At 71.3% G+C, this 19,653-nt stretch carries 10 protein-coding genes; 6 read left to right on the plus strand and 4 right to left on the minus strand.

Annotation, left to right across the window (positions count from 1 at the left end; all coding sequences use genetic code 11):
• Positions 1-373 precede the first annotated feature (373 nt).
• Positions 374-1,270 carry a DUF5655 domain-containing protein gene (locus tag ACFV8T_RS05810; RefSeq protein WP_385325033.1) on the minus strand — a complete coding sequence of 299 codons (897 nt, stop codon included), beginning with the start codon at positions 1,268-1,270 and terminating at the stop codon, positions 374-376.
• A 932-nt stretch (positions 1,271-2,202) separates the two neighbouring features.
• Here ACFV8T_RS05810 and ACFV8T_RS05815 point away from each other — a divergent pair.
• Genes ACFV8T_RS05815 through ACFV8T_RS05825 form a run of 3 tightly spaced genes read left to right on the plus strand, consistent with a single transcriptional unit; the run spans position 2,203 to position 14,233 of the window.
• A complete protein-coding gene (locus ACFV8T_RS05815; protein WP_385325035.1) occupies positions 2,203-3,456 on the plus strand; it encodes an MFS transporter in 1,254 nt (417 codons plus the stop codon).
• Positions 3,456-6,941 carry a type I polyketide synthase gene (locus tag ACFV8T_RS05820; protein ID WP_385325038.1) on the plus strand — a complete coding sequence of 1,162 codons (3,486 nt, stop codon included), beginning with the start codon at positions 3,456-3,458 and terminating at the stop codon, positions 6,939-6,941. Before ACFV8T_RS05815 ends, ACFV8T_RS05820 begins: the two co-directional genes overlap by 1 nt.
• Positions 6,938-14,233: a MupA/Atu3671 family FMN-dependent luciferase-like monooxygenase gene (locus tag ACFV8T_RS05825; RefSeq protein ID WP_385325041.1), complete on the plus strand. Its 7,296-nt coding sequence runs from the start codon at positions 6,938-6,940 to the stop codon at positions 14,231-14,233. Before ACFV8T_RS05820 ends, ACFV8T_RS05825 begins: the two co-directional genes overlap by 4 nt.
• A 216-nt stretch (positions 14,234-14,449) precedes the next feature.
• On the opposite strand, the gene ACFV8T_RS05830 is transcribed toward ACFV8T_RS05825, so the two are convergent.
• From ACFV8T_RS05830 to ACFV8T_RS05840, 3 genes are all read right to left on the minus strand, one after another.
• Positions 14,450-15,019, minus strand: coding sequence for a hypothetical protein (locus ACFV8T_RS05830; protein ID WP_385325043.1), 570 nt, complete (start codon positions 15,017-15,019; stop codon positions 14,450-14,452).
• Between the two features lie 115 nt (positions 15,020-15,134).
• Positions 15,135-15,965, minus strand: a complete 831-nt coding sequence (locus ACFV8T_RS05835; protein ID WP_385325046.1) for a DUF4328 domain-containing protein — start codon at positions 15,963-15,965, stop codon at positions 15,135-15,137.
• Positions 15,966-16,146: 181 nt separating this feature from the next.
• Complete coding sequence (locus tag ACFV8T_RS05840; RefSeq protein ID WP_385325048.1) at positions 16,147-17,745, minus strand: glycoside hydrolase family 20 protein; 1,599 nt, start codon at positions 17,743-17,745, stop codon at positions 16,147-16,149.
• A gap of 317 nt (positions 17,746-18,062) precedes the next feature.
• On the opposite strand from ACFV8T_RS05840, the gene ACFV8T_RS05845 reads away from it, so the two are divergent.
• From ACFV8T_RS05845 to ACFV8T_RS05855, 3 genes are all read left to right on the plus strand, one after another.
• On the plus strand, positions 18,063-18,581 hold the full coding sequence (locus ACFV8T_RS05845) for a 2-oxo-4-hydroxy-4-carboxy-5-ureidoimidazoline decarboxylase (RefSeq protein ID WP_385325547.1): 519 nt from the start codon (positions 18,063-18,065) through the stop codon (positions 18,579-18,581).
• A 206-nt stretch (positions 18,582-18,787) separates the two neighbouring features.
• The gene (sdhC, locus tag ACFV8T_RS05850; RefSeq protein WP_266689036.1) at positions 18,788-19,168 is read left to right on the plus strand and encodes a succinate dehydrogenase, cytochrome b556 subunit; all 381 of its coding nucleotides are present in this window, start codon (positions 18,788-18,790) and stop codon (positions 19,166-19,168) included.
• Positions 19,169-19,173: 5 nt separating this feature from the next.
• Positions 19,174-19,650, plus strand: a complete 477-nt coding sequence (locus tag ACFV8T_RS05855; RefSeq protein WP_366297106.1) for a succinate dehydrogenase hydrophobic membrane anchor subunit — start codon at positions 19,174-19,176, stop codon at positions 19,648-19,650.
• Positions 19,651-19,653: the final 3 nt, after the last annotated feature.

Raw genomic sequence — 19,653 nt, forward strand, 5'->3', positions numbered from 1 at the left:
ACCTCGCCCACGGGCGCATCGCTGATCGGCAAACGGAATGCGCCGCTGTCACGTAGTTTCGCGCTCCACCCGCCGCCGTGCCAGATAAGCCGTGCGATTGAGCTCGGATGCGGGCTGCCACCGTGCGCAAGTCGACATCTCCCTCGGCATGGGCTCCCCGCAAGGCGGTGCATCGTCCCGCCATGCCCCGCGGGGCATGGCGGGAGCCACCTCAAAGTCGGGCAACATAGCGCAGGGCTGCCGGTTGGCCAAACCGGCAGCCCTGCGCATCATTGATGGTCCACCGCCACGAATTGCCCGTACGTCGAGAGGCACCACCCGGACGACAACAGACACAGCACGAAGGACAGCCCGCCAAGAGGTCAGCGGGCGATCACGCCGCCCCGTAGCTCGCCCGGAACAAGTCCAGCGCCCGCTCCACATCCTTCGGCGTACGCAGCTGGACCTCCAGATCACCCGTCCCGTGGTGGCCGGGGCCCGACACGTCACGGGTGAACCCTGGAACGAGGTCGACGTCCTTCGGGTCGATCGTCAGGTAGACCAACAGCTTGCTCCGCTGCGGCGGGCACAGGCAGGCGAAGTTTCGCAAACGCTGATACGCCCGGTACTGCTTGCGCTCAACACGGTTCACACCGTCCCCGAGCCCGAGCAGTGCTTCGTCGACCGCGCTCGCCAGCTCCATCATCGACGCACCCTGGACGTCGGCTGCCGCCCGAGCAACCGCCTGACGGCGCGCCCTGCGGTCCGCGTGCATGCCGCCACTCACGGACGCCACGGTCTCAAGCCCGAGCAGGTCACCGCCGAAGAGTCGGTAGCGAACCAGGTCGATCGACCTCCGGTGCTCGCGCACGGCAAGCACGTCGTAGCGTGTGAAGTCGCCTGCGATGCAGATCAGGCGGGGTCCGCTCCATAGCACCTGGGACGCGGCCGTAGCCCCGAACCGGTCACGGACCAAGCGCTCGAACTCGGCCCGGTGATCCATCAGCCACGAGAGATAGAAAAGACTCTGGTGGATGACGCCGGCATCGACGCCCCGCTTGTACTCGACGATGACCGGCGCACCGTTCTCGTCCAGCCCAAGCGAATCGATCCGACCCCCGTGAACTGGCCCCGTGCCGTACTCGCTCGCCAGGAAGCGAACACCCAGCAGCGTCTCCATGTGTGCCTCGACGAGACCCTGAACATCCGCCTCGACCTCAGCCAGACGCGGCATGACCTCGACCATGCCGCCATTCGCTATCTCCGCACGGAACAACTTCAGGCTCGACACCTCCCCCTCCTCGATCCAGAGACCGACAACGTCGGGCAGGTGTCGATTTGTTTCCGCGAGAGGCGTCGGAGTCGTGAAGAATGCGTGAGCACGGGTCAGTGGGTCGCACTTACCCTCTCACGAAGCTGCGGCCCGCAAGTTCGCACGGGCGTCTCACTGCCATCCCCGCACGGAAAGACGTTGGGGTCCGACCCGAACAGGTCGGACCCCAGCTCACCACCGCTTTGGCCACATTGGATACAGCGGCGGCCGTCCCACCATCCTCCTCTCCTGGCACGTCAGCCGTCAGCGGCCCCGATGGCTGGGCCCATGACCAACGCGTGACCAACAGCGGCCAGGAACAGGCAGAAATACCCAGGTGAGGGCCAGTCCAGACGGGAACTGAGAATGTCGGGCAGGATGACAAAACACCTGGTCAGCGGCCTATTTCGGCTCCGTCGGGCCAGGGGTGGCGGCCCCGGTCGTCCTCGTTTCCCGCCATCCCCCCGACGCACATTTTTGACATGCACAGACCAATCGCGTATCCAGCCGCGTGCCCACCTCGCCGGCCGGTTCATCCGAGCCTCGCCGGACCGGCGCGCCGCGCCGTCCCCGAAGCCGGCTTGCGAGCTCACCCGTCTCCAGGTCGTTCGTGACCTCGCCGCGCCGCCGGTCGCGACCGCGGAACCGGTCGGGACACCCGTGGCGGCGTACGCCGCCGGCCCCGCCGCCGTGATCACCCGCGCGTCCGCGGATCGATCGGAGCCCGGAAATGTCAGCGGCCTGGTGTGAAGCCTGTGACAGACGGGCAAGGCTTGACGGAATTGGCAGGTACATGTGGCGAACCGGTGAACCCCTTGAGGGGATGGGGTGTTGGGAGACCGGGTCGGCACATGAGGCTGGGGCAGCGGGCGATCGGCGCCAACTCCCCTCGCGGTTCCGAAAGGGTGCGCATGAAGCATTTCCGGCTGCTCGTTCTCGGTAACGGCGTTTCCGCGTACGGCAGTTATCTGAACATGGTCGCGCTGAACGTCTTCGTCTACGACGTCACCGGGAGTGCCCTGGCCGCTGGGCTCTTCATGGCGGTACGGCTGGGGACGAGCGTGGGGGCGGGGTTCGTGAGCGGGCGCCTCGTCTCGGCGTACGACCGCAAACGTCTGATCGTCGGCGCCGACCTCGGCCAGGCGCTGGCGCTCCTGGCGCTGCTCCTGGCCCCGGAGGCCGGCCGGATCTCCTTGCTGTACTGCCTGGCCGTGGTCACCGGGGGCTGCTCGACGCTCTCGCAGGTCGCTCTGCGCAGCAGCATCCCGGAGATCGTGGGGGCCGAGCACCGGAGCCGCGCCAACGGTCAGCTGGTCACCGGCCGTTCCCTCGCCATGATCGCGGGCTTCGCCTCGGCGGGTGTGGTGGTGGCACAGCTCGGGTACACGGCGGCGTTCGTCCTGGACGCGGTCACGTTCCTGTTCTCCGCGTCGGTACTGCTGATGCTGCCGATCCGCACGAGGGCCCGGTCCGAGGGGCCCGAGGGCACCGAGGACGGCACGCCGAGCGCCGGTCACCGTTCCCTCCGGTTGCTGTGGGCCGGCGCGCCGGTGCTGATGGCGATGATCGCCGTGCGGGCCGTCGACGGGCTGGGGTCCTCCTCGCACAACGTCGCGCTGCCCGTCTACTCCAGCCTGCTGGACCCCGATCATCCGGCCACCTTCATCAGCCAGTTCTGGGCCACGTGGGCGGTCGGCACCATCATCGCCCAGCAGGTGCTGGCCCGGTACACCCGCCGGACCGGGCACACCTTGGGCGAGCGGGCCTTCGCGGTCGGCGCCTGCGTCATGTCAGGAGCGTTCATCGTCGTGTTCAGCGGGCTGCCCACCGTACCGACCCTCGCCACGGCACTCGTCGCCGGAGCGGCGGACGGAGTCACCGAAATCGTTTACGTGTCACGGCTCCAGGCGGTCCCCGACGAGCAGCGCGGACGCCTCTTCGGGCTCTCCGCCTCGGCCGAGAACGCCGGGTTCGGACTGGGGATGCTGATCAGCGGATCGCTGCTGGAGTCCTTGTCCCCGTTCCAGGTGGTCGCCTCCCTGCACGGCCTCGCCATCGTCCTGTGCCTCGCCCTGCTGACGCTGCTCGTGCTGCGCCGTTCCCCGGCCGGGCCCGACCGGGTGGGACAGCCCGGCAGCGGCACCCTGCACGAAGGGCGCGGCTGATGAACGGTGGCGGGCAGGACCCGCGCATCGCCGTGGTCGGGATGTCCTTCCGGCTGCCCGGGGCCGACACGCCGGAGGACCTGTGGCGCATCATCCGCAACGGCGAGGACCGCTTCACCCGCTTCACGAAGGACGAGCTGAAGGCCGCGGGCGTCCCCGAGGAGCTGTACCGGCGCGACGACTTCATCGGCGCCTCGGCCGTCCTGGACGACATCACCGGGTTCGATGCCCGGCACTTCGGGATGAGCGCCCGCGAGGCCCGCCTGACCGACCCCCAGCACCGCCTGTTCCTGGAGTGCGCGCAGCACGCCCTGGAGAACGCCGGCTACCCCGACGAGCGGGACGGAAAGCGGATCGGGGTCTACGCCAGCACCGGCTACCACCTGTACAACATGCAGTCCTATCTGCTCAACAACGTCCTGCCGAACGAGGACATCGCCGACTGGCTGGCCGGCATGCAGGTCCTGGTGGGCAACTACACCGACTTCAACGCGACCCGGGTCGCCTACCGGCTCGGTCTCACCGGCCCCGCCGTCAACGTACAGACGGCCTGCTCCAGTTCGCTGGTGGGCGTGCACCTGGCCGCCCAGTCCCTGCTGCTGGACGAATGCGACATCGCGCTGGCCGGCGCCAGCGCCATCCATGTCCCGCAGGTCCTCGGCTACCACTACGTCAAGGGCTCGATCCTCTCCAGGACCGGCCGGCTCCGGGCGTTCGACGCGGCCGCGAACGGGACCGTCGGAGGCACCGGTGTCGTGGCCGTCGTACTGAAGCGGCTGAGCCGTGCGCTCGCGGACGGCGACACCGTGCACGGCGTCATCCGTGGCTGGGGCATCTGCAACGACGGCGCCGGCAAGCAGGCGTTCGCGGCACCCAGTGCGCGGGGCCAGCAGGAAGCCGTACGCCGGGCGCTGGACCACGCGGGCGTCGGGGCGGACACCATCGGGTATCTGGAGACCCACGGCACCGGCACCCTCAAGGGCGATCCCATCGAGCTGGAAGGGGCGGGCGCGGCGTACCGGCAGGACACGGACCGGACCGGCTACTGCGCGCTCGGAGCCGTCAAGACCAACATCGGGCACCTCGACGTGGCGTCCGGACTGGCCGGTCTCGTCAAGGCCCTGCTGGTGCTCGGACACGGTGTGATCCCGCCGATCGGGGGCTTCAGCGATCCCAGTCCGCTGCTCGGGCTGGAGGACAGCCCGTTCTACGCACCCCGTGCCCTCCAGCCGTGGCCCGAGAACGGCACCCCCCGGCGGGCGGGTGTCACGTCGCTCGGGATCGGCGGCACCAACGTCCACCTGATCCTTGAGGAAGCCCCCGAACCCCGGCCGCGTTCCGCCACCGCGGCCCCGCCGGACGTGCTTCCGGTCTCCGCGACGAGCCGGGAAGCCCTCGCCGACAACGTACGGTCGCTGCGCGACGTGCTCCGCAGGCGGACCGCTCTGCCCTTGGCGGATCTCGTCACGACCGCCACCCTCGGGCGCTCGCACGGCCGGCACCGGATCGCGGTCCGGGGAGGCACACCGTCCGCGCTGGCCGATGCGCTCGACGCCTGGCTCTGCGGCCCCGCACCGCTCGCGGCCGACGCGGGCCCCGTGCCGCCGGGGGACGCGCCCACCCGGGTGGTGTTCCAGTTCACCGGCCAGGGCTCCCTCCGCCCCGGAGCGGCGGCGGCCCTGTACGAACGGTTTCCCGTCGTGCGTGAGGTCCTCGACGCCTGCGAGGCATGGCATCGCCGTCTCACCGGTGAACCGATGCTGGCCGGACTCCTCACCGAGGGGGCGGGCACACCCGGGGCTGTCTGGCCGACCGCGACCGCGCAGCCGGCCCTGTTCGCCCTGCAGTGCGCCCTGGTCCGGCTGTGGGAGGAGTCGGGCATCAGGCCCTGGGCCGTGACGGGCCACAGCGTCGGTGAGTACGCGGCGCTCTTCGCGGCCGGGGCGCTGTCGCTCGCGGACGGCCTGGAACTCAGCACGCATCGGGGCCGGTTGATGCGGGATCACTGCGCGCCGGGCGCCATGGTGGCGGTAGCGCTGGAGCGGGAGTCCGCCGCGGAGCTCGCCGCCTCGCGACCCGGGCTGGAGCTCGCCGTGACCAACGGGGAACGCTCCCAGGTACTGGCCGGTCCCGTCGCGGACGTGGACCGGATGTGCGCCGTGCTCGATGACCGGGGCACCCCGTACGAACGCCTCGCGGTGGACCGGGCCTTCCACACCGCTGCCACGGAGCCGATGCTCGACGCGTTCGCAGCGGTACTGGCGAAGACCCCCTTCACACCCATACGGACCCGCTTCATCAGTTCTCTCGACGGCCGGACCCGCGAGCCCGGCTGGATGCCCGACCCGGAGCATCTGGTCCGCCATGCCCGCGAGCCGGTGCGCTACGACGCGTCGCTGCGTGCCGTCGCCGGTGAACGGCCCGACGTGCTCCTGGAGATCGGACCGCACACCACACTCAGCAGCCTGGCCCGCCGCTCCCTGCCCGCGGTGCGGGCGACTCCCTCCCTGCACCGGGACACCGGACTCACGGCACTCTTCGGCGCCGCGGCGGCTCTGCACTGCGCGGGAGCGGATGTCCGCTGGGAGACGTTCCTGGCCGGCACCGGAGGGCGGCGCGTCCCGCTGCCCGGCTACCGCTTCCAGCACCGACACCACTGGGTCGGGGCCCCACCCCGGCCCCGCGAACCCATTTCCCCGGCGAGAGAGGAACGCACCATGACGTCAGAAGCGACGGAGACCAGGCAGCTCCTGGACAGCATCCTCGGTGTGCTCTCCAGAACCTTCGGAGAGGACCTCACCTCGGTCCCGGCCGACACCCCGTTCTTCGATCTCGGCGCGGACTCGCTCCTCATGATCAACGCACTCCGGGAGATCGAGCAGGAGCACCACGTCAAAGTCACGATGCGAGAGCTGTTCGACGAGACGGGAACGCCCCGGCTTCTCGCCGAGCTCGTCGCTGCGCGGCTGCCCCGACAGCCCGGGACCGCCCCGCTGCCGGCCACCGCACCCGCCACCACCGGACCGGTGTCCGAAGAGCTGCCCGCCGCACCGTACTTCGGTCCGGCAGCGGCCATCACGCAGCTGCCCGTCCCGCAGCCGCCCGTCCCGCAGCCGCCCGTCTCACAGCCGTACGCGGCGGAGCCCCTCTCCGCCGGTCCCCTGACACCGCCCACCCAGCAGCCGGCCGCCCGCGCTCCTCAGCCGTTCGCCCCCACGCCGATACCCGCGCGGCGCACCACACCACCCGCCCCCGGCGTACCGCCTGTCCACACCGCGTCGACCGGCGTGGCACCGCCGGTCGAACACGCCGTCGCGGACACCGGTTTCGTCACCCGGCAGGAGCTGCTGGAGCTGGCCCAACGGGTCCAGCAGCTGTCCCAGATCCAGCTCCAGATGCTCACCCAGCTCTCCCAGATATCCCAGTTGCTCGCACTCCGGAGCAACGCGACGGCGACCCTGCCGAACGACGAGGTGGTCCGGTGAACGAGCAGGAGAGCCTCACGGCCGGCCTGGACCGGGATCTGGCCGCCATGGCCGGACTCGCACAGCGCATCACCGAACAGATCGACGCCGGGCGAGCCATGACCGGCAGTGCACCACAGCCTCAGGCACACGGGCCGCGCGTGGTGATCGCCCCTGATGCCGGCATGGTCCGCTCCACCTCACCCCGCACTCAGCAAGAGCATCTCGACGACCTCGTACGCCGGTACACGGCGCGGACGGCGGCCTCCAGGCAACTCGCCCAGCGCCACCGTCGAAGACTCGCCGACAGCAGAGCGGTCGTCGGATTCCGCAAGTCGACCAAGGAGATGCTCTATCCCGTAGCGGCCCGTCGCGCGGAAGGCGCACGGATCGAGGACATCGACGGCAACACCTACACCGACATCACCATGGGCTTCGGGGTGCTCCTCTTCGGCCACGAGCCCGGCTTCGTCCGGGAAGCCGTACGCGAACACCTCTCCCGAGGCATCCGGCTCGGCCCTCGCAGCGTCGAGACGGGCGGGGCCGCCGAGCTGCTGTGCGAACTGACCGGGCTGGAACGGGTGGCCTTCGCCAACTCCGGTACGGAGGCCAACGCGGCGGCGATCCGTCTCGCCCGTGCCGCCACCGGCCGCGACCGGATCGTCACCTTCCAGGGCTCCTACCACGGCCATGCCGACCAGGTGCTGGGCCGGCTGGCCGGCCACGGTGCCCAGGAGGGGACCGTGCCCGTCTCCCGGGGCATCCCGCACAGTGCCGTCTCCGAGCTGACCGTCCTCGAATACGGCAGCGAGGAGGCCCTGCACGCGATCGAACGGGACGCGTCGCGGATCGCGGTGGTCATCGTCGAACCGGTGCAGAGCAGGCATCCATCGCTCCAGCCGGCCGCGTTCGTCCGCAGGCTGCGCGAACTGACCGCCCGTCACGGCATCGTGTTGATGTTCGACGAGATGCTGACCGGATTCCGCCCCGCTCTCCGTGGCGCGCAGGAGCTCTACGGCGTCACCCCGGATCTCGCCACCTACGGGAAGCTCCTCGGCGGCGGATTCCCCATCGGCGCGGTCGCCGGCCGCTCCGACATCATGGACGGGATCGACGGCGGCTACTGGACCTACGGGGACGACAGCGGCCCGACCGCCGACACCACCTTCTTCGGCGGCACCTACCTGCAGCACCCCGTGTCGATGACCGCGGCGCACGCCGTACTCACCCATCTGAAGGAACACAGTCCGCACCTGCAGGAACGGCTCAACGCCCGGACGACCGAACTGGCCACCGGGCTCAACGACTTCTTCGAGGCCGAGGAATTCCCCCTGCGGATGGGCTGGTTCGGCTCCCAGTTCCGCTTCGAGCACCGCGCCGACATGGAGCTCCTCTACTACCACCTGATGCTGCGGGGCGTGCATGTCTGGGAGTGGCGCAACTTCTTCCTCTCCACGGCTCACACCGACGGTGACATCGAGCACGTGGCCGACGCCGTGCGGGGGTCGCTGAGGGACCTGCGGCAGGCCGGCTTCTTCCGCACCGGAAAGGCCCCGTCCCGGAGGCCCGCTCCCGGCCGGGCAGCCGTCACACCGGCGGCGCCCCTCCCGGTCCCGATGGCCGAAGCAGTGGCCGAAGCAGTGGCCGATACGCCCCCCGTTCCCGTGGCCGCCCCGGATTCCGCGGCGCTCACGACGCCGCGCCGCGCGGACTTCAGCCTCTACTTCTTCGGCGACTACCCGGACGACGGACCCGGCCCGAAGGAGGGCCGCTACGAACTGCTCATGGAGGCGGCCCGGTTCGCCGACCACCACGGGTTCGAGGCGCTGTGGATGCCCGAACGGCACTTCAACTCGTTCGGCGGCCTCTTCCCGAACCCCGCCGTCCTGGCCGCGGCGCTGTCCCGGGAGACCCGGCGCATCCGCCTCAACGCCGGCTCGGTCGTGCTCCCGCTGCACGACCCGATCCGGGTGGCGGAGGAGTGGTCCATGGCGGACAACCTCTCCGGCGGACGCATCGGCCTCGGTGTCGCGAGCGGGTGGAACGCCAACGACTTCGTCTTCTTCCCCGAACGCTTCGGGCCGCACAAGCAGGAGATGTACGACCGGCTGGAACAGGTGCGGAGCCTCTGGCGTGGCGAGCCGCTGCGCCGCACCACCGGGGACGGCGAACGGGAGATCCGGCTCTTCCCGCGCCCCGTCCAGACGATGCCGCCGCTCTACACCGCGGTGGTCGCCAACCCGGAGTCGTACGAACGCGCCGCCGCGCACGACCTGGGCATCGTGACCAACCTGATGACCCAGGACATCGACCAGCTCAGGGACAACATCGCCCGCTACCGCCGGGCCCGTGCGCGGCACGGCCTCGACCCGGACGCCGGGCGGGTCGCCGTCCTGATGCACACCTACCTCGCCGAGGACCACGACACCGCCCGGACCGAGGCCTTCGCACCGATGGCCCGCTACATGCAGGCCTCCCTGTCCCTGTTCAGCGGCGTCACCAACAGTCTCGGCGTCACCACCGACCTGAGATCGCTCAGCGAGGACGATCTGGACGTGGTCTTCCGGCGCGCCTACGGCCGCTACTGCGACCAGCGTGCCCTGATCGGCGATGTGGACACCGTCCTGCCCGTGGTCGAGGCGGTGGTCGACGCGGGCGCGGACGAGATCGTCGCGCTGGTCGACTTCGGCGTCTGTGCGGACCAACTGCGCGCCGGTCTCCCCCGGCTGGACGCCCTCCGCCGCCGGCACCGGGAACGACGGACACCCGACCCGGGTGCGCCCCTGTCCCCGGGCCAGGAGCGGATCTGGTTCCTGGAACGCCTGCTCCCGGGACGCACCGCCTACAACGAGGTGAAGGCGATCCGCCTGCGCGGTGCGCTCGACACCGAGGCGCTGCACACCGCGCTGCGTCGGCTCGTCGCCCGCCACGAAGGGCTGCGCACCGTCTTCCGGCAGGCCGGCGATTCGGCGGTCCAGCTGGTGCGGGAGGCCGCCGAGCCCGACTTCGACGTGGTGGACGGCACCCTCCGGCCCGAGGCCGCCGTACAGGAGGCACTGGCGACGGAGAGCGCCCGCCGCTTCGACCTGGAGAACGGCCCGCTGTTCGTCAGCAGGGTCGTGCGTACCGCGGTCGACGAGCACGTGCTGGTCCTGTCCTTCCACCACATCGTGGTCGACGCGGCCTCGGCGACCGTCCTGTGCCGGGACCTCTCCGCCTTCTACCGGGCAAGGCGCGACGGCACGGAGGCCGGTCTGCCCGCACTGACCTGGAGCTACGCCCGGCACGCACGGGAACAGCGCGCGGCGGCGGACGGCCCCGACACCGCGCAGGACCTGGCCCACTGGCTGCGCGTGCTCGGCGGTGACCTGCCGGTCCTCGAACTGCCCACCGACCGCCCCCGGCCGGCGGAGATGACCTCCGAAGGCCGCGCCGTCTTCCGCTCCCTCGACCCCGGCCTGTCCGAACAGGTCAGGCAGCTGAGCCGCGGCCACCGCGCCACCCTGTTCATGACCCTGGTGGCCGGCTGGGCGGCGATGCTGCAACGGGTCACGGGGCAGGAGGACGTCGTCATCGGCATCCCGGTCTCGGACCGGCCGCAGCGGGCCGAGGAGCTGATCGGCTTCTTCGTCAACACCCTCGCTCTGCGGGTCGACCTCGCCGGCGATCCCGGGTTCGCGACGCTGCTGGACCGGGTGCGTACCGCCGCGCTCGACGCCTACGACCACGCGGGGACACCGTTCGAGAAGGTGGTCCGCGCGCTCGCTCCGCCACGCAGGACGGACCGCACGCCGGTGTTCCAGGTGTGCGCCGAGTTCCAGTCGGCGGAGCCGTTCCGCCTCGACCTCCCCGGCATCGAGGCAGTCGCACTGGACGCGGGCCCCGACAAGGCGCTGACCGACCTGACGGTCTACTTCACCGACCGGCCGGAGGGCGTTCGCTGTCATCTGGAGTACAACGCGGAGCTGTTCGAGCCGAGCACCGTCGACATGTTCTTCACGGTCTTCCGCGACCTTCTGGCCGCCGCCGTCGGCAAGCCCGGCACACCGCTGTCCCTGCTCGCGCGGACCGCGGTCGAGGGTGACGAGGTGCCGGAGAGCTGGGAACACGGCCCGGTCCGGCCGGTCGCGGACACCACCGTGCACGGCTGGATCGCCCGGCAGGCGGCAGAGCACCCCGCGCGGACCGCGGTGGTGGGCGAGGACGCCGTACTGACCTACCGGGAGCTGGACGAGCGAGCCGGCCGGCTCGCCGCCGTGCTCGCGGAACACCGGGCGGACGGTGACCAGGAATCCCTGGTGGCGGTGTGGCTGCCGCGCTCCGCGGAGCTCGTCGTGGCGCTGCTCGCCGTGCTGCGGGCCGGTTGCGCGTACGTGCCGCTCGACCCGTCGCTCGGTGCCGTCCGCGCCACGCAGGTGATCGCCGAGAGCGGCGCCCGCACGGTGATCAGCGGCGCGGCCGGATCGGAGGACCTGCGGCTGCCCGGATCGGTGACCGTCGTCGCACCGGACGCCGCCCCGGCGGGAGACCCCGGGTCAGGCACCCGGCCGGCGAGCGGCACCGGGGGCGCGTCCCCTTTCTCCGCTTTCTCCGCGTTCTCCGTCATCTACACCTCGGGCAGCACCGGCACCCCCAAGGGTGTCGTGCTCACGCACCGCGGCCTCGTGGACCTCTGCCAGTGGCACCACGAACGCTTCGCGTTCACCGGCGACGACCGGAGTGCCGTCGTGTGCAGCCAGAGCTTCGACGCCTCCCTCCTGGAGATCTGGCCGGCGCTGACGGCGGGCGGCACGATCGTCGTGGCCGGTGAGGCGGTCCGCCGCGATCCGCTCGCCCTGGCCCGGTGGTACGCGGACCAGGACATCGCCTTCAGCGTCCTGCCGACGGCCCTGGGCGAACAGGTGCTGCGCCTGCCGGTGGCCGATCAGCCCCCGCTGCGCCATCTGCTGCTGGGCGGCGAGGCGCTCCGGAGCCGCCCCGGGCCCGAGGCGCCCTACGAGACGGTGAACATCTACGGCCCGACCGAGACGACCGTGCTGTGCGTCGTCGATACGGTCTCGCCCGGGGCCGACGGGCCTGTCCCGGACGAGGGAGCGGACACGATCGCGATCGGGCGTCCGGCCGACAACGTGACGCTGCGCGTGGTGGACGCGTCGGACAAGCCGGTGCCCATCGGTGCGGTGGGGGAGCTCCTCGTCGGTGGTCCGGGGGTGGCCGCGGGCTATCTGCACCGGCCGGACCTCACCGAGGAGAGGTTCGCGGCCGCCCCGGAGGGCGGGGCGGAGGCCCGCTACTACCGCACGGGTGATCTGGTCCGCTGGACGGCGGACGGGCGACTCGTGTTCGTGGGCCGTACCGACGACCAGGTGAAGATCCGCGGATTCCGGATCGAGCCGGAGGAGGTGGCACGGGTGCTGGGCCGTCTCGACGGTGTCCGCCGGGCGGCCGTCGTCGGCCTGCGCCGTGCGAACGGCGAGGCCTTCCTGGCCGCCTATGTGGTACCCACCGAGCCGGGCTGCGACAGTACGACGGAGCAACGGTCCCGCACGGACCGGTGGGCCGAAGAGCTGCACCACCACCTGCCGGAGTACATGGTGCCGCGCGCCTGGCGGGTCCTCACCGAACTGCCGCTGACCGGTAACGGCAAGTTGGACCGGACGCAGCTCCCGCCGGCCGATCCCTTCCTCCCGGCGGACGGAGAGGGAGCCCGCCGGGCCGACGGAGACGAGGCCCGCCGGGCCGACGGCCCGTCGCCGGAGGCCGAACCCCTCACCGCGGTGGAGAACGGACTTCGTGATCTCTGGGCGGCCGAGTTCGGCCTCACCGCGTCCGGCGTCGATCCGGATGTCTCCCTCTTCGATCTGGGCGGACATTCGCTCACCGCGATGAGGCTGGTCAACCGGATCAGAGAGGCGTGGGGCATCGAGTACCCGCTTTCGCGGCTCTACCAGGAGCCCACGCTGCGCGCCATGACGGAGTTCGTGCGCGGCGCAGGGTCGAGAAGGGTCGTCCGCCGGGGCCCGGCCAGCCATCAGCAGTCGCGCTTCGCCACCCTGCACGCCCGCCACGCCAAGCCGCAGGTCTTCAACGTCGCCCTGCGGATCACCTTCTCCGGCCGGCTGGACCCCGGATCGCTCCGCACCGCACTCCAGCAGCTGACAGAGCGTCATGAAACGCTGCGTACCCGCCTGGTACGGGAGAGCCTCGGCTCCTGGCGACAGGAAGTGCTCGAACCCCGCCCCCTCGACCTGCCCGTCGACGACCTCACCTCGCGGCCGGAGCCGGAACGGCAGGCCGAGGTGCGGCGGCTCGCCGAGCGGGCGGCGGAGACACCGCTCGACCTCTTCGAGGGGGACGTACTCTCCACCCGCCTGCTGCGCACCGGCGCCGAGGAGTGGGTGCTGCTGCTCGTGCTGCACCACTGCACCTGCGACGGGTGGGCCCTGACCACGCTGCTGAAGGAACTCGCCGCGCTCTACCGTACGGCTGACACCGGAGCCGGACACGGCCTGTCACCCGCGGCGCCGCAGCAGGTGGAGTACGCGCACTGGCAGGTCGCCCACGAGGCGGCGACCCGTGGGCGCCGCACGGACTACTGGCTGGAGGAACTCGCCGACGCCCCCTTCACGGTGGATCTGCCGCTGGACCGGCCGAGGCCCGACACACTCAGCGGGCGGGGCGGAGTCGTCGAATTCACCGTGCCCGCCGAGATCCGGGCCGATGTGGAACGGCTGGCCGTCCGGCGGGCGACCACGCCCTTCGTGGTGACCGCGGCGGCGCTCGGCCGGCTGCTGGCGGCCAAGGCGGAGCAGGAGGACGTGGTGATGAGCATCTCCTACGCGGGCCGGGAAAGCCGCGAGTTCGAGTCCCTGGTGGGCTGCACGGCCATCGCGTTCGCCCTGCGGGTCCGTGACGCGCGCGCCGGTTCCTTCGCGACGCTGACGGACCGGGTCACCCGTACGACGGTCCTGGGCATGGAGCACGCCATGTCGCCGCGCCAGGTGGCGCCGGCGATGCGGGAGCGCAGGGGCGTCGAAATACCGGACGGCCTGGCCATCGGTCTGGCCTACGAGAGTTCGCTGGACACCGGGATCGAACTGCCGGGACTCACCACCACGGTGGCGGAGATCGCCCCGGCCGCGTCCCGGTCGGAGTTCATCATGGTGCTGACCCCGGCCGAGGGCGTGCTGGAGGGTGCCGTGGAGTACTCGGCCGACCTGTGGGACCGGGCAACGGTCGAGACATGGACACGGGAGTACGTGCGGCTGCTGCGGGACGAGGTCAGGGAGGCGCTCGCCGACGGGGCGGACTGACCCCGGGGTGTCCCGGGACGACGGGAGGGGTGGGGGTCGGCACGCGTTGACCAGCCGCCGCCAGGAACAGGCAGAAACCTGGCCGGCGGCTGGCCCAGGCGGTACACGAGAACCTCCACCCGGACGGCAAAATGCCTGTTCAAAGGCACTTCTATGGCTCGTCCGGGCCAGGGGCGGCGGCCCCGGTCGTCCTCGTTTCCCCGGGCCGGACAGGCCCTATCCCTGCCCGCGCGCCCGCCGTGAGACCGCCGCGCGCAGCACCCGCTGCCCCTCCGCCGACACGTCCAGCACCTGGCGCAGCCCGGCCCCCGCCGCCGGTACGTCCGCGGTCCCCGCCAGCAGCTCCAGGATCCGGACCTGGCGGCGCAGCTCCCCGGCCGGCAACGGACCGGCCCCGTCCGGACCGGCCTCGCGGCAGCGGCGCGCCGTCTCCGCGGCGGCGGCCGACGCCGCTTCCGCGCCGAGGTGGACCTCCAGGGCCAGCAGCGAGCACGCGTCGGCCCAGTCCCGCAGCCCCGGCGCCGCCCGGTCCGCGGGCGCCTCGCCCAGCAGCTTCCGGATCCGCGGGGCCGCGCCCTCCTCGTCGGCCGCGGCGTCCAGCACCGCACGGACCTCGGCGAGGCGGCCCGGCCAGAGCGCCGGGTCCGCGCACGCCGCCCAGAGCGGACGGAGCGGATCCGGATCCGCTCCGTCCGGGGGCTGCGGCAGACAGCGGTCGAGGCAGGCGACCGCGCTCGCGGCGAGCCCGCGCTCGTCGGCGGCGGCGATCAGTTCCAGCAGGCTCATCGGCGTCTCCCGTCGGCACGCCCCCGTGCACGCACACGGGGACGAGGCGCTTCCTGTATCGCGTTCAGCGCCAGATGGCTCAAAACCGTCACCACCGAGGGCCGAATTGCATCGCTCAGTGGGCGCGGCCCCAGTGGGCGCGCTCCGTCAGACCCTGCGCGCCCAGCGGATGCACGCCGAGGGCCGCCCGCTCCCCCTGCATCCGGGTCAGCTTGCGCACGAAGAGGACGGCGAGCACCGCGGCCACGATGTCGAAGGCGTCGGTCGCCACCAACAGGCCCGTCGTGTCCAGGAGTTCCTGCGGCTGCTCGGCCCCCCAGTACCGCCGGGCCGTGTACTGGGTGATGATCTGCGAGCAGACCCAGGCGCCCCACCACAGGTTCATCACGGTGGCCGGGACCGTGCGCCGGCTGCCGTCGGTGTTGGTCCGGGCGCTCGCGGTCCAGATGCCGCCCGCGATCCTGCGCGGCAGCACCAGATTGCCGATCGGGACGAACCATGCCCCGACGGCCCAGCCGGGCCGCATCGACTGCATGCTCGGGTCGAACACCTCGGCGTTGAGCCGTACCCGCCGGAACCAGATGATGAAGACGACCCCGGTGGCCAGGTTCGTCAGGGTCTGCAGCGAGCTCGCGGCCGCGTACAGGTCGTCCGCGAAGGTCGCCGCCGCTTCGTCGTACGTCGCGAAGTCGTTGGCCGGCCCGGCCGCGAGCACACGGCGGGTGTTCAGCCCCGCCGCCACGGCGAGCACGTCGGCCACGGCGACGACCGCCAGCAGCACGACGACGGCCTTCGCGAGCCCCTCGGGCGAGCGCAGGTACTGCTGCGGCGAGTAGAAGGCCGGGGCGGGCGGCATCGGGGCCGCCGCCCCGGCCGGGCCTGCACAGAGCAGGCAGCGTCCGTCGGCGGTGACGGGCGGTCTGAGACGGCAGGTGGAGCAGAGCATGAAGCGGAACCCCCCAAGGTTCTGAGCGCGGGACTCCGAGCGCAGGATTCCGAGCTCGGACGCGACGACGCGCGCCCCTCCCCGGAACGCGCGGCATGCGGAACGTAACGCCCGGTCACCCGGCTGTCCACGCGGATTCCCGCTCAGCCCGCCCCGTCGATGCCGTCCACGCCGATTCCGCTCAGCCCGCCCCGTCGATCCGTGCGGCCAGGGCCCGGAACCGGTCCCAGCTCAGCGCCGGCTTGCCCGGGACCCACAGCTTCTGGGCGGTCGCGCGCAGCGGCATCCGGATGCCCTGCGCCACCTGCGCCGGGGTCTGCGCCTGCGGAAGGTCGCCCCAGACCGCGAACCGGCCGCCGAGGATCTGGCCGGAGTAGCGCGCCGGGACCGGCTGGGTGCCGCGCAGGACGAGCGGGGTCCACTGTTCGTAGATCCGCTCGCCCGTCGGGTAGACGAAGTTGTTGGGCTGGCCGAGCACGTAATAGAGGAACTCGTCGTTGAGGTTCACCACGCGCCGTCCCTCGCGCAGATACTCCTCGGGCTGCCGGGCGCCGTACTCCTTGCCCGTCCAGTACTCGACCTCGATGTCCTTGTCGGCGTGGACGATCCCGTCGCGGAAGAAGCCGTCGTTCCAGGCCTTGGGCCGTTTGCCGTGCGGGCGCACCACCGCCGCGCGGTCGTTCAGCCAGCCGGTCGTCAGGTCCTTGATGCCGGCCTGAGCTCCGTACTTCTGCTGGGCGGCGCGCTGCAGCTGCGGATAGGAGGCGGCCGGGTTCCGTGCCATCAGCGCGAGGTACTCGTCGGCGCCCAGATGCCAGTACGCGCCGCTGAACAGCTCGGTGTACTCGCCGAGGAGTTCGTCGATGAGCTTCGCCGAGCCCGGGTTGGAGATGTCGAGCGACCCGGGCGAGCGCGCGCCCGACACATTGCGCAGCTGGAGGTCGGGGTGGGCCCGCAGCACCGCGCCGAGATGCCCCGGCGAGTCGATCTCCGGGACGACCTCGATGTGCAGCCGGGACGCGAGACCGACGATCCGGCGCACCTCCGCCTTGCTGAGGTGCTCCGGCGACACCACCTCGGGGTGGGTGTCGGACTCGATGCGGAAGGCCTGGTCGTCGGAGAAGTGCAGGCCGAGCTGGTTGAGCTTGAGGTCGGCCATCTCGCGCAGCCGGTCCTCGATCCAGGCGGCGGTGTAGTGCTTGCGCGCGATGTCGAGGTTGAGGCCGCGCTGCGGCCGGTCGGGGCGGTCGTGCACCTCGCCCTCCGGCATCGCGCCGTCGGCGCGCACCGACTGCTTCAGGGTGCGGGTCCCGTAGAAGACCCCCGCCTGGTCGGGTCCGCTGATCCGGACCCGCCCGTCGTGGACGTCGAGGGTGTACGACTCCGGGGTGCCCTTGCCCGGGGCGAGGGCCAGCTCCACATCGCCCGCGCGGGCGGGGACGGCGCCCCGGTAGTGGATCTTCAGCTCCTTGGCCAGCAGCTGTCCCTCGTCCGCGAGCGTCCCGCTGCCGTCGGCGACGACGACCCCGCTGTCCGGGCCCGGCCGCCAGCCGGGGCCGCGGGCCGCGATGTGCTCCCGTACGGCGGGGATGGTGCGCGGGGCGGTGGAGAGCGGGTAGCTCCGGGTGGGCGCGGGGGCGGGCGCGGGGGTGCGGGCGTCCGCCCCCTGGCCGGCGAGTCCGCTGTCGGAGCCTTCCGGCCAGACGACGACGGCGATCGTCGCGGCAGCCGCCGCGGTGAGGACCGCACCGGCCACGAGAGCGCCACGTGAGGGCGACATCGGTCAGAAACCTCCGTTATTTACGGAAAACAAGGCAGAAGCATTGGGACAGCGGGGCATTCTCCTTTGATTACGGTTCATCAGGCGTTCCGTAACTCTCCCGTCCGGGTGAAGTTCGTGCATTTGTCGGACGTCCGTTGCCCCTCCTCGCTAGCTTTGAGGCACATTCTTCTCTCCCTTCACCCCGCATCTTTCCCTTCACCCCGCATCTGCCTGGTCTCATCCGCCCCTTCCCGCTCCAGGGTCACAGATGCCGTGCATCCGAGGAGCCCACGCTGTCCAGGTCCAGCGAGTCCCACGCCGGCCTCCCGGGGCAACTGCGGCAACCGGCCACCCGGACGGCCGTACCCGTCCAGAGCTCCGGAGCCGCGCACGCCCCGGGCTTCGACCGCTTCAACACCGTGCCGCCCGCCGAGGCCGAGGCGGCGCTGCTGGACTGCTGCGGAAGCCGCCGCTGGGCGCAGCGGCTGACCGCCCACCGCCCCTATCCCGACCTGGACGCGCTGCTGGCCGCGGCCGACGAGGCGGGCTACGACCTGTCCCCGGCGGATCTCGCCGAGGCGCTCGCCGTCGAGGTCTCCCCCGGTCTGCACCACGCCGCGCCGCACTCCGCCCACCTCGCGCTGCGGGCCGCGCACGCCGCGTACGAGTGCCGCTTCGGCCATGTCTTCGTGATGTGCGTGGACGGACTGGAGCCGGCCGAACAGCCGGACCAGGTGCTCGCCGGGATCCGGACCAGGCTGGGCCACGAATCCGACCAGGAACGGGTGGTCACCGCCGACGAGATGCGCCGACTCGCCCGGGGCCGCATCATCGAGCTGGTATCGGGTTCATAACGGAACGGGCTCGACGAACGGGGCGAGCAGCCCTTTCTAGCCCGTCCGTGCCTGTTTGATTGCCACTTTGATCACACCGCGGGCCCCCGCGCGAACGAACCGACAAACCGTCGCTACGATGGCCGGGGCCGGTGGACCGTACCCGGCCGGGTCAGACCGACAGTCAAGCCGGCCGACCCCAATCCCCGCTCCCGGAGGGTTCTTCCGTGCCGGCTGGAACGCTGTACCGCGGCCGGGAAGGCATGTGGTCCTGGGTGGCTCATCGAGTCACCGGTGTCCTCATTTTCTTCTTCCTGTTCGTACACGTCCTGGACACCGCTCTCGTCCGCGTCTCCCCCGAGGCCTACGACGAAGTCGTGGCCACGTACAAGACGCCGATCGTCGCGCTCCTCGAATACGGCCTGGTGGCCGCGATTCTCTTCCACGCGCTGAACGGTCTCCGTATCGTCGCCGTGGACTTCTGGGCCAAGGGCCCGCGCTACCAGAAGCAGATGCTCTGGTCGGTCGTGGGCATCTGGGTCGTGCTGATGGTCGGGGCGCTGTACCCGGTCCTCGGCCACGCCGTACGCGAAGTATTCGGGAGCTGAGGCCAATGTCCACCGAGTCCTCCGCCGCGATCGGCTCCGTCGAGGGCGTCAGCCTGTACGACGTCGACAACCCGGCCCCGGTCATCGAGCCGCCGCGCAAGCGGACCGGCAAGACCCCCAAGGGTTCGCGCACCAACTTCGAGATGTACGCCTGGCTCTTCATGCGCCTGTCGGGCATCGTCCTGGTCGTCCTGGTCCTGGGCCACCTGCTGATCCAGCTGGTGCTGGACGGCGGTGTCTCCAAGATCGGCTTCGCCTTCGTGGCGGGCCGCTGGGCCTCGCCGTTCTGGCAGCTCTGGGACCTCGGGATGCTGTGGCTGGCCATGCTGCACGGCGCCAATGGTCTCCGTACGGTCATCAACGACTACGCCGAACGGGACAACACCCGTTTCTGGCTGAAGATGCTGCTGTACACCGCCACGGTGTTCACCGTCCTGCTGGGCACGCTGGTGATCTTCACCTTCGACCCGAACATCCGCTAGGCG

The organism is Streptomyces sp. NPDC059832 (assembly GCF_042731715.1).
Lineage (GTDB): Bacteria > Actinomycetota > Actinomycetes > Streptomycetales > Streptomycetaceae > Streptomyces.

Excerpts from the sequence above, each read along its gene's own strand:
- ACFV8T_RS05815 (WP_385325035.1), top strand. The coding sequence starts at position 2,203 with ATGAAGCATTTCCGGCTGCTCGTTCTCGGTAACGGCGTTTCCGCGTAC.
- ACFV8T_RS05820 (WP_385325038.1), top strand. The coding sequence starts at position 3,456 with ATGAACGGTGGCGGGCAGGACCCGCGCATCGCCGTGGTCGGGATGTCC.
- ACFV8T_RS05830 (WP_385325043.1), bottom strand. The coding sequence starts at position 15,019 with ATGAGCCTGCTGGAACTGATCGCCGCCGCCGACGAGCGCGGGCTCGCC.
- ACFV8T_RS05835 (WP_385325046.1), bottom strand. The coding sequence starts at position 15,965 with ATGCTCTGCTCCACCTGCCGTCTCAGACCGCCCGTCACCGCCGACGGA.
- ACFV8T_RS05840 (WP_385325048.1), bottom strand. The coding sequence starts at position 17,745 with ATGTCGCCCTCACGTGGCGCTCTCGTGGCCGGTGCGGTCCTCACCGCG.
- ACFV8T_RS05855 (WP_366297106.1), top strand. The coding sequence starts at position 19,174 with ATGTCCACCGAGTCCTCCGCCGCGATCGGCTCCGTCGAGGGCGTCAGC.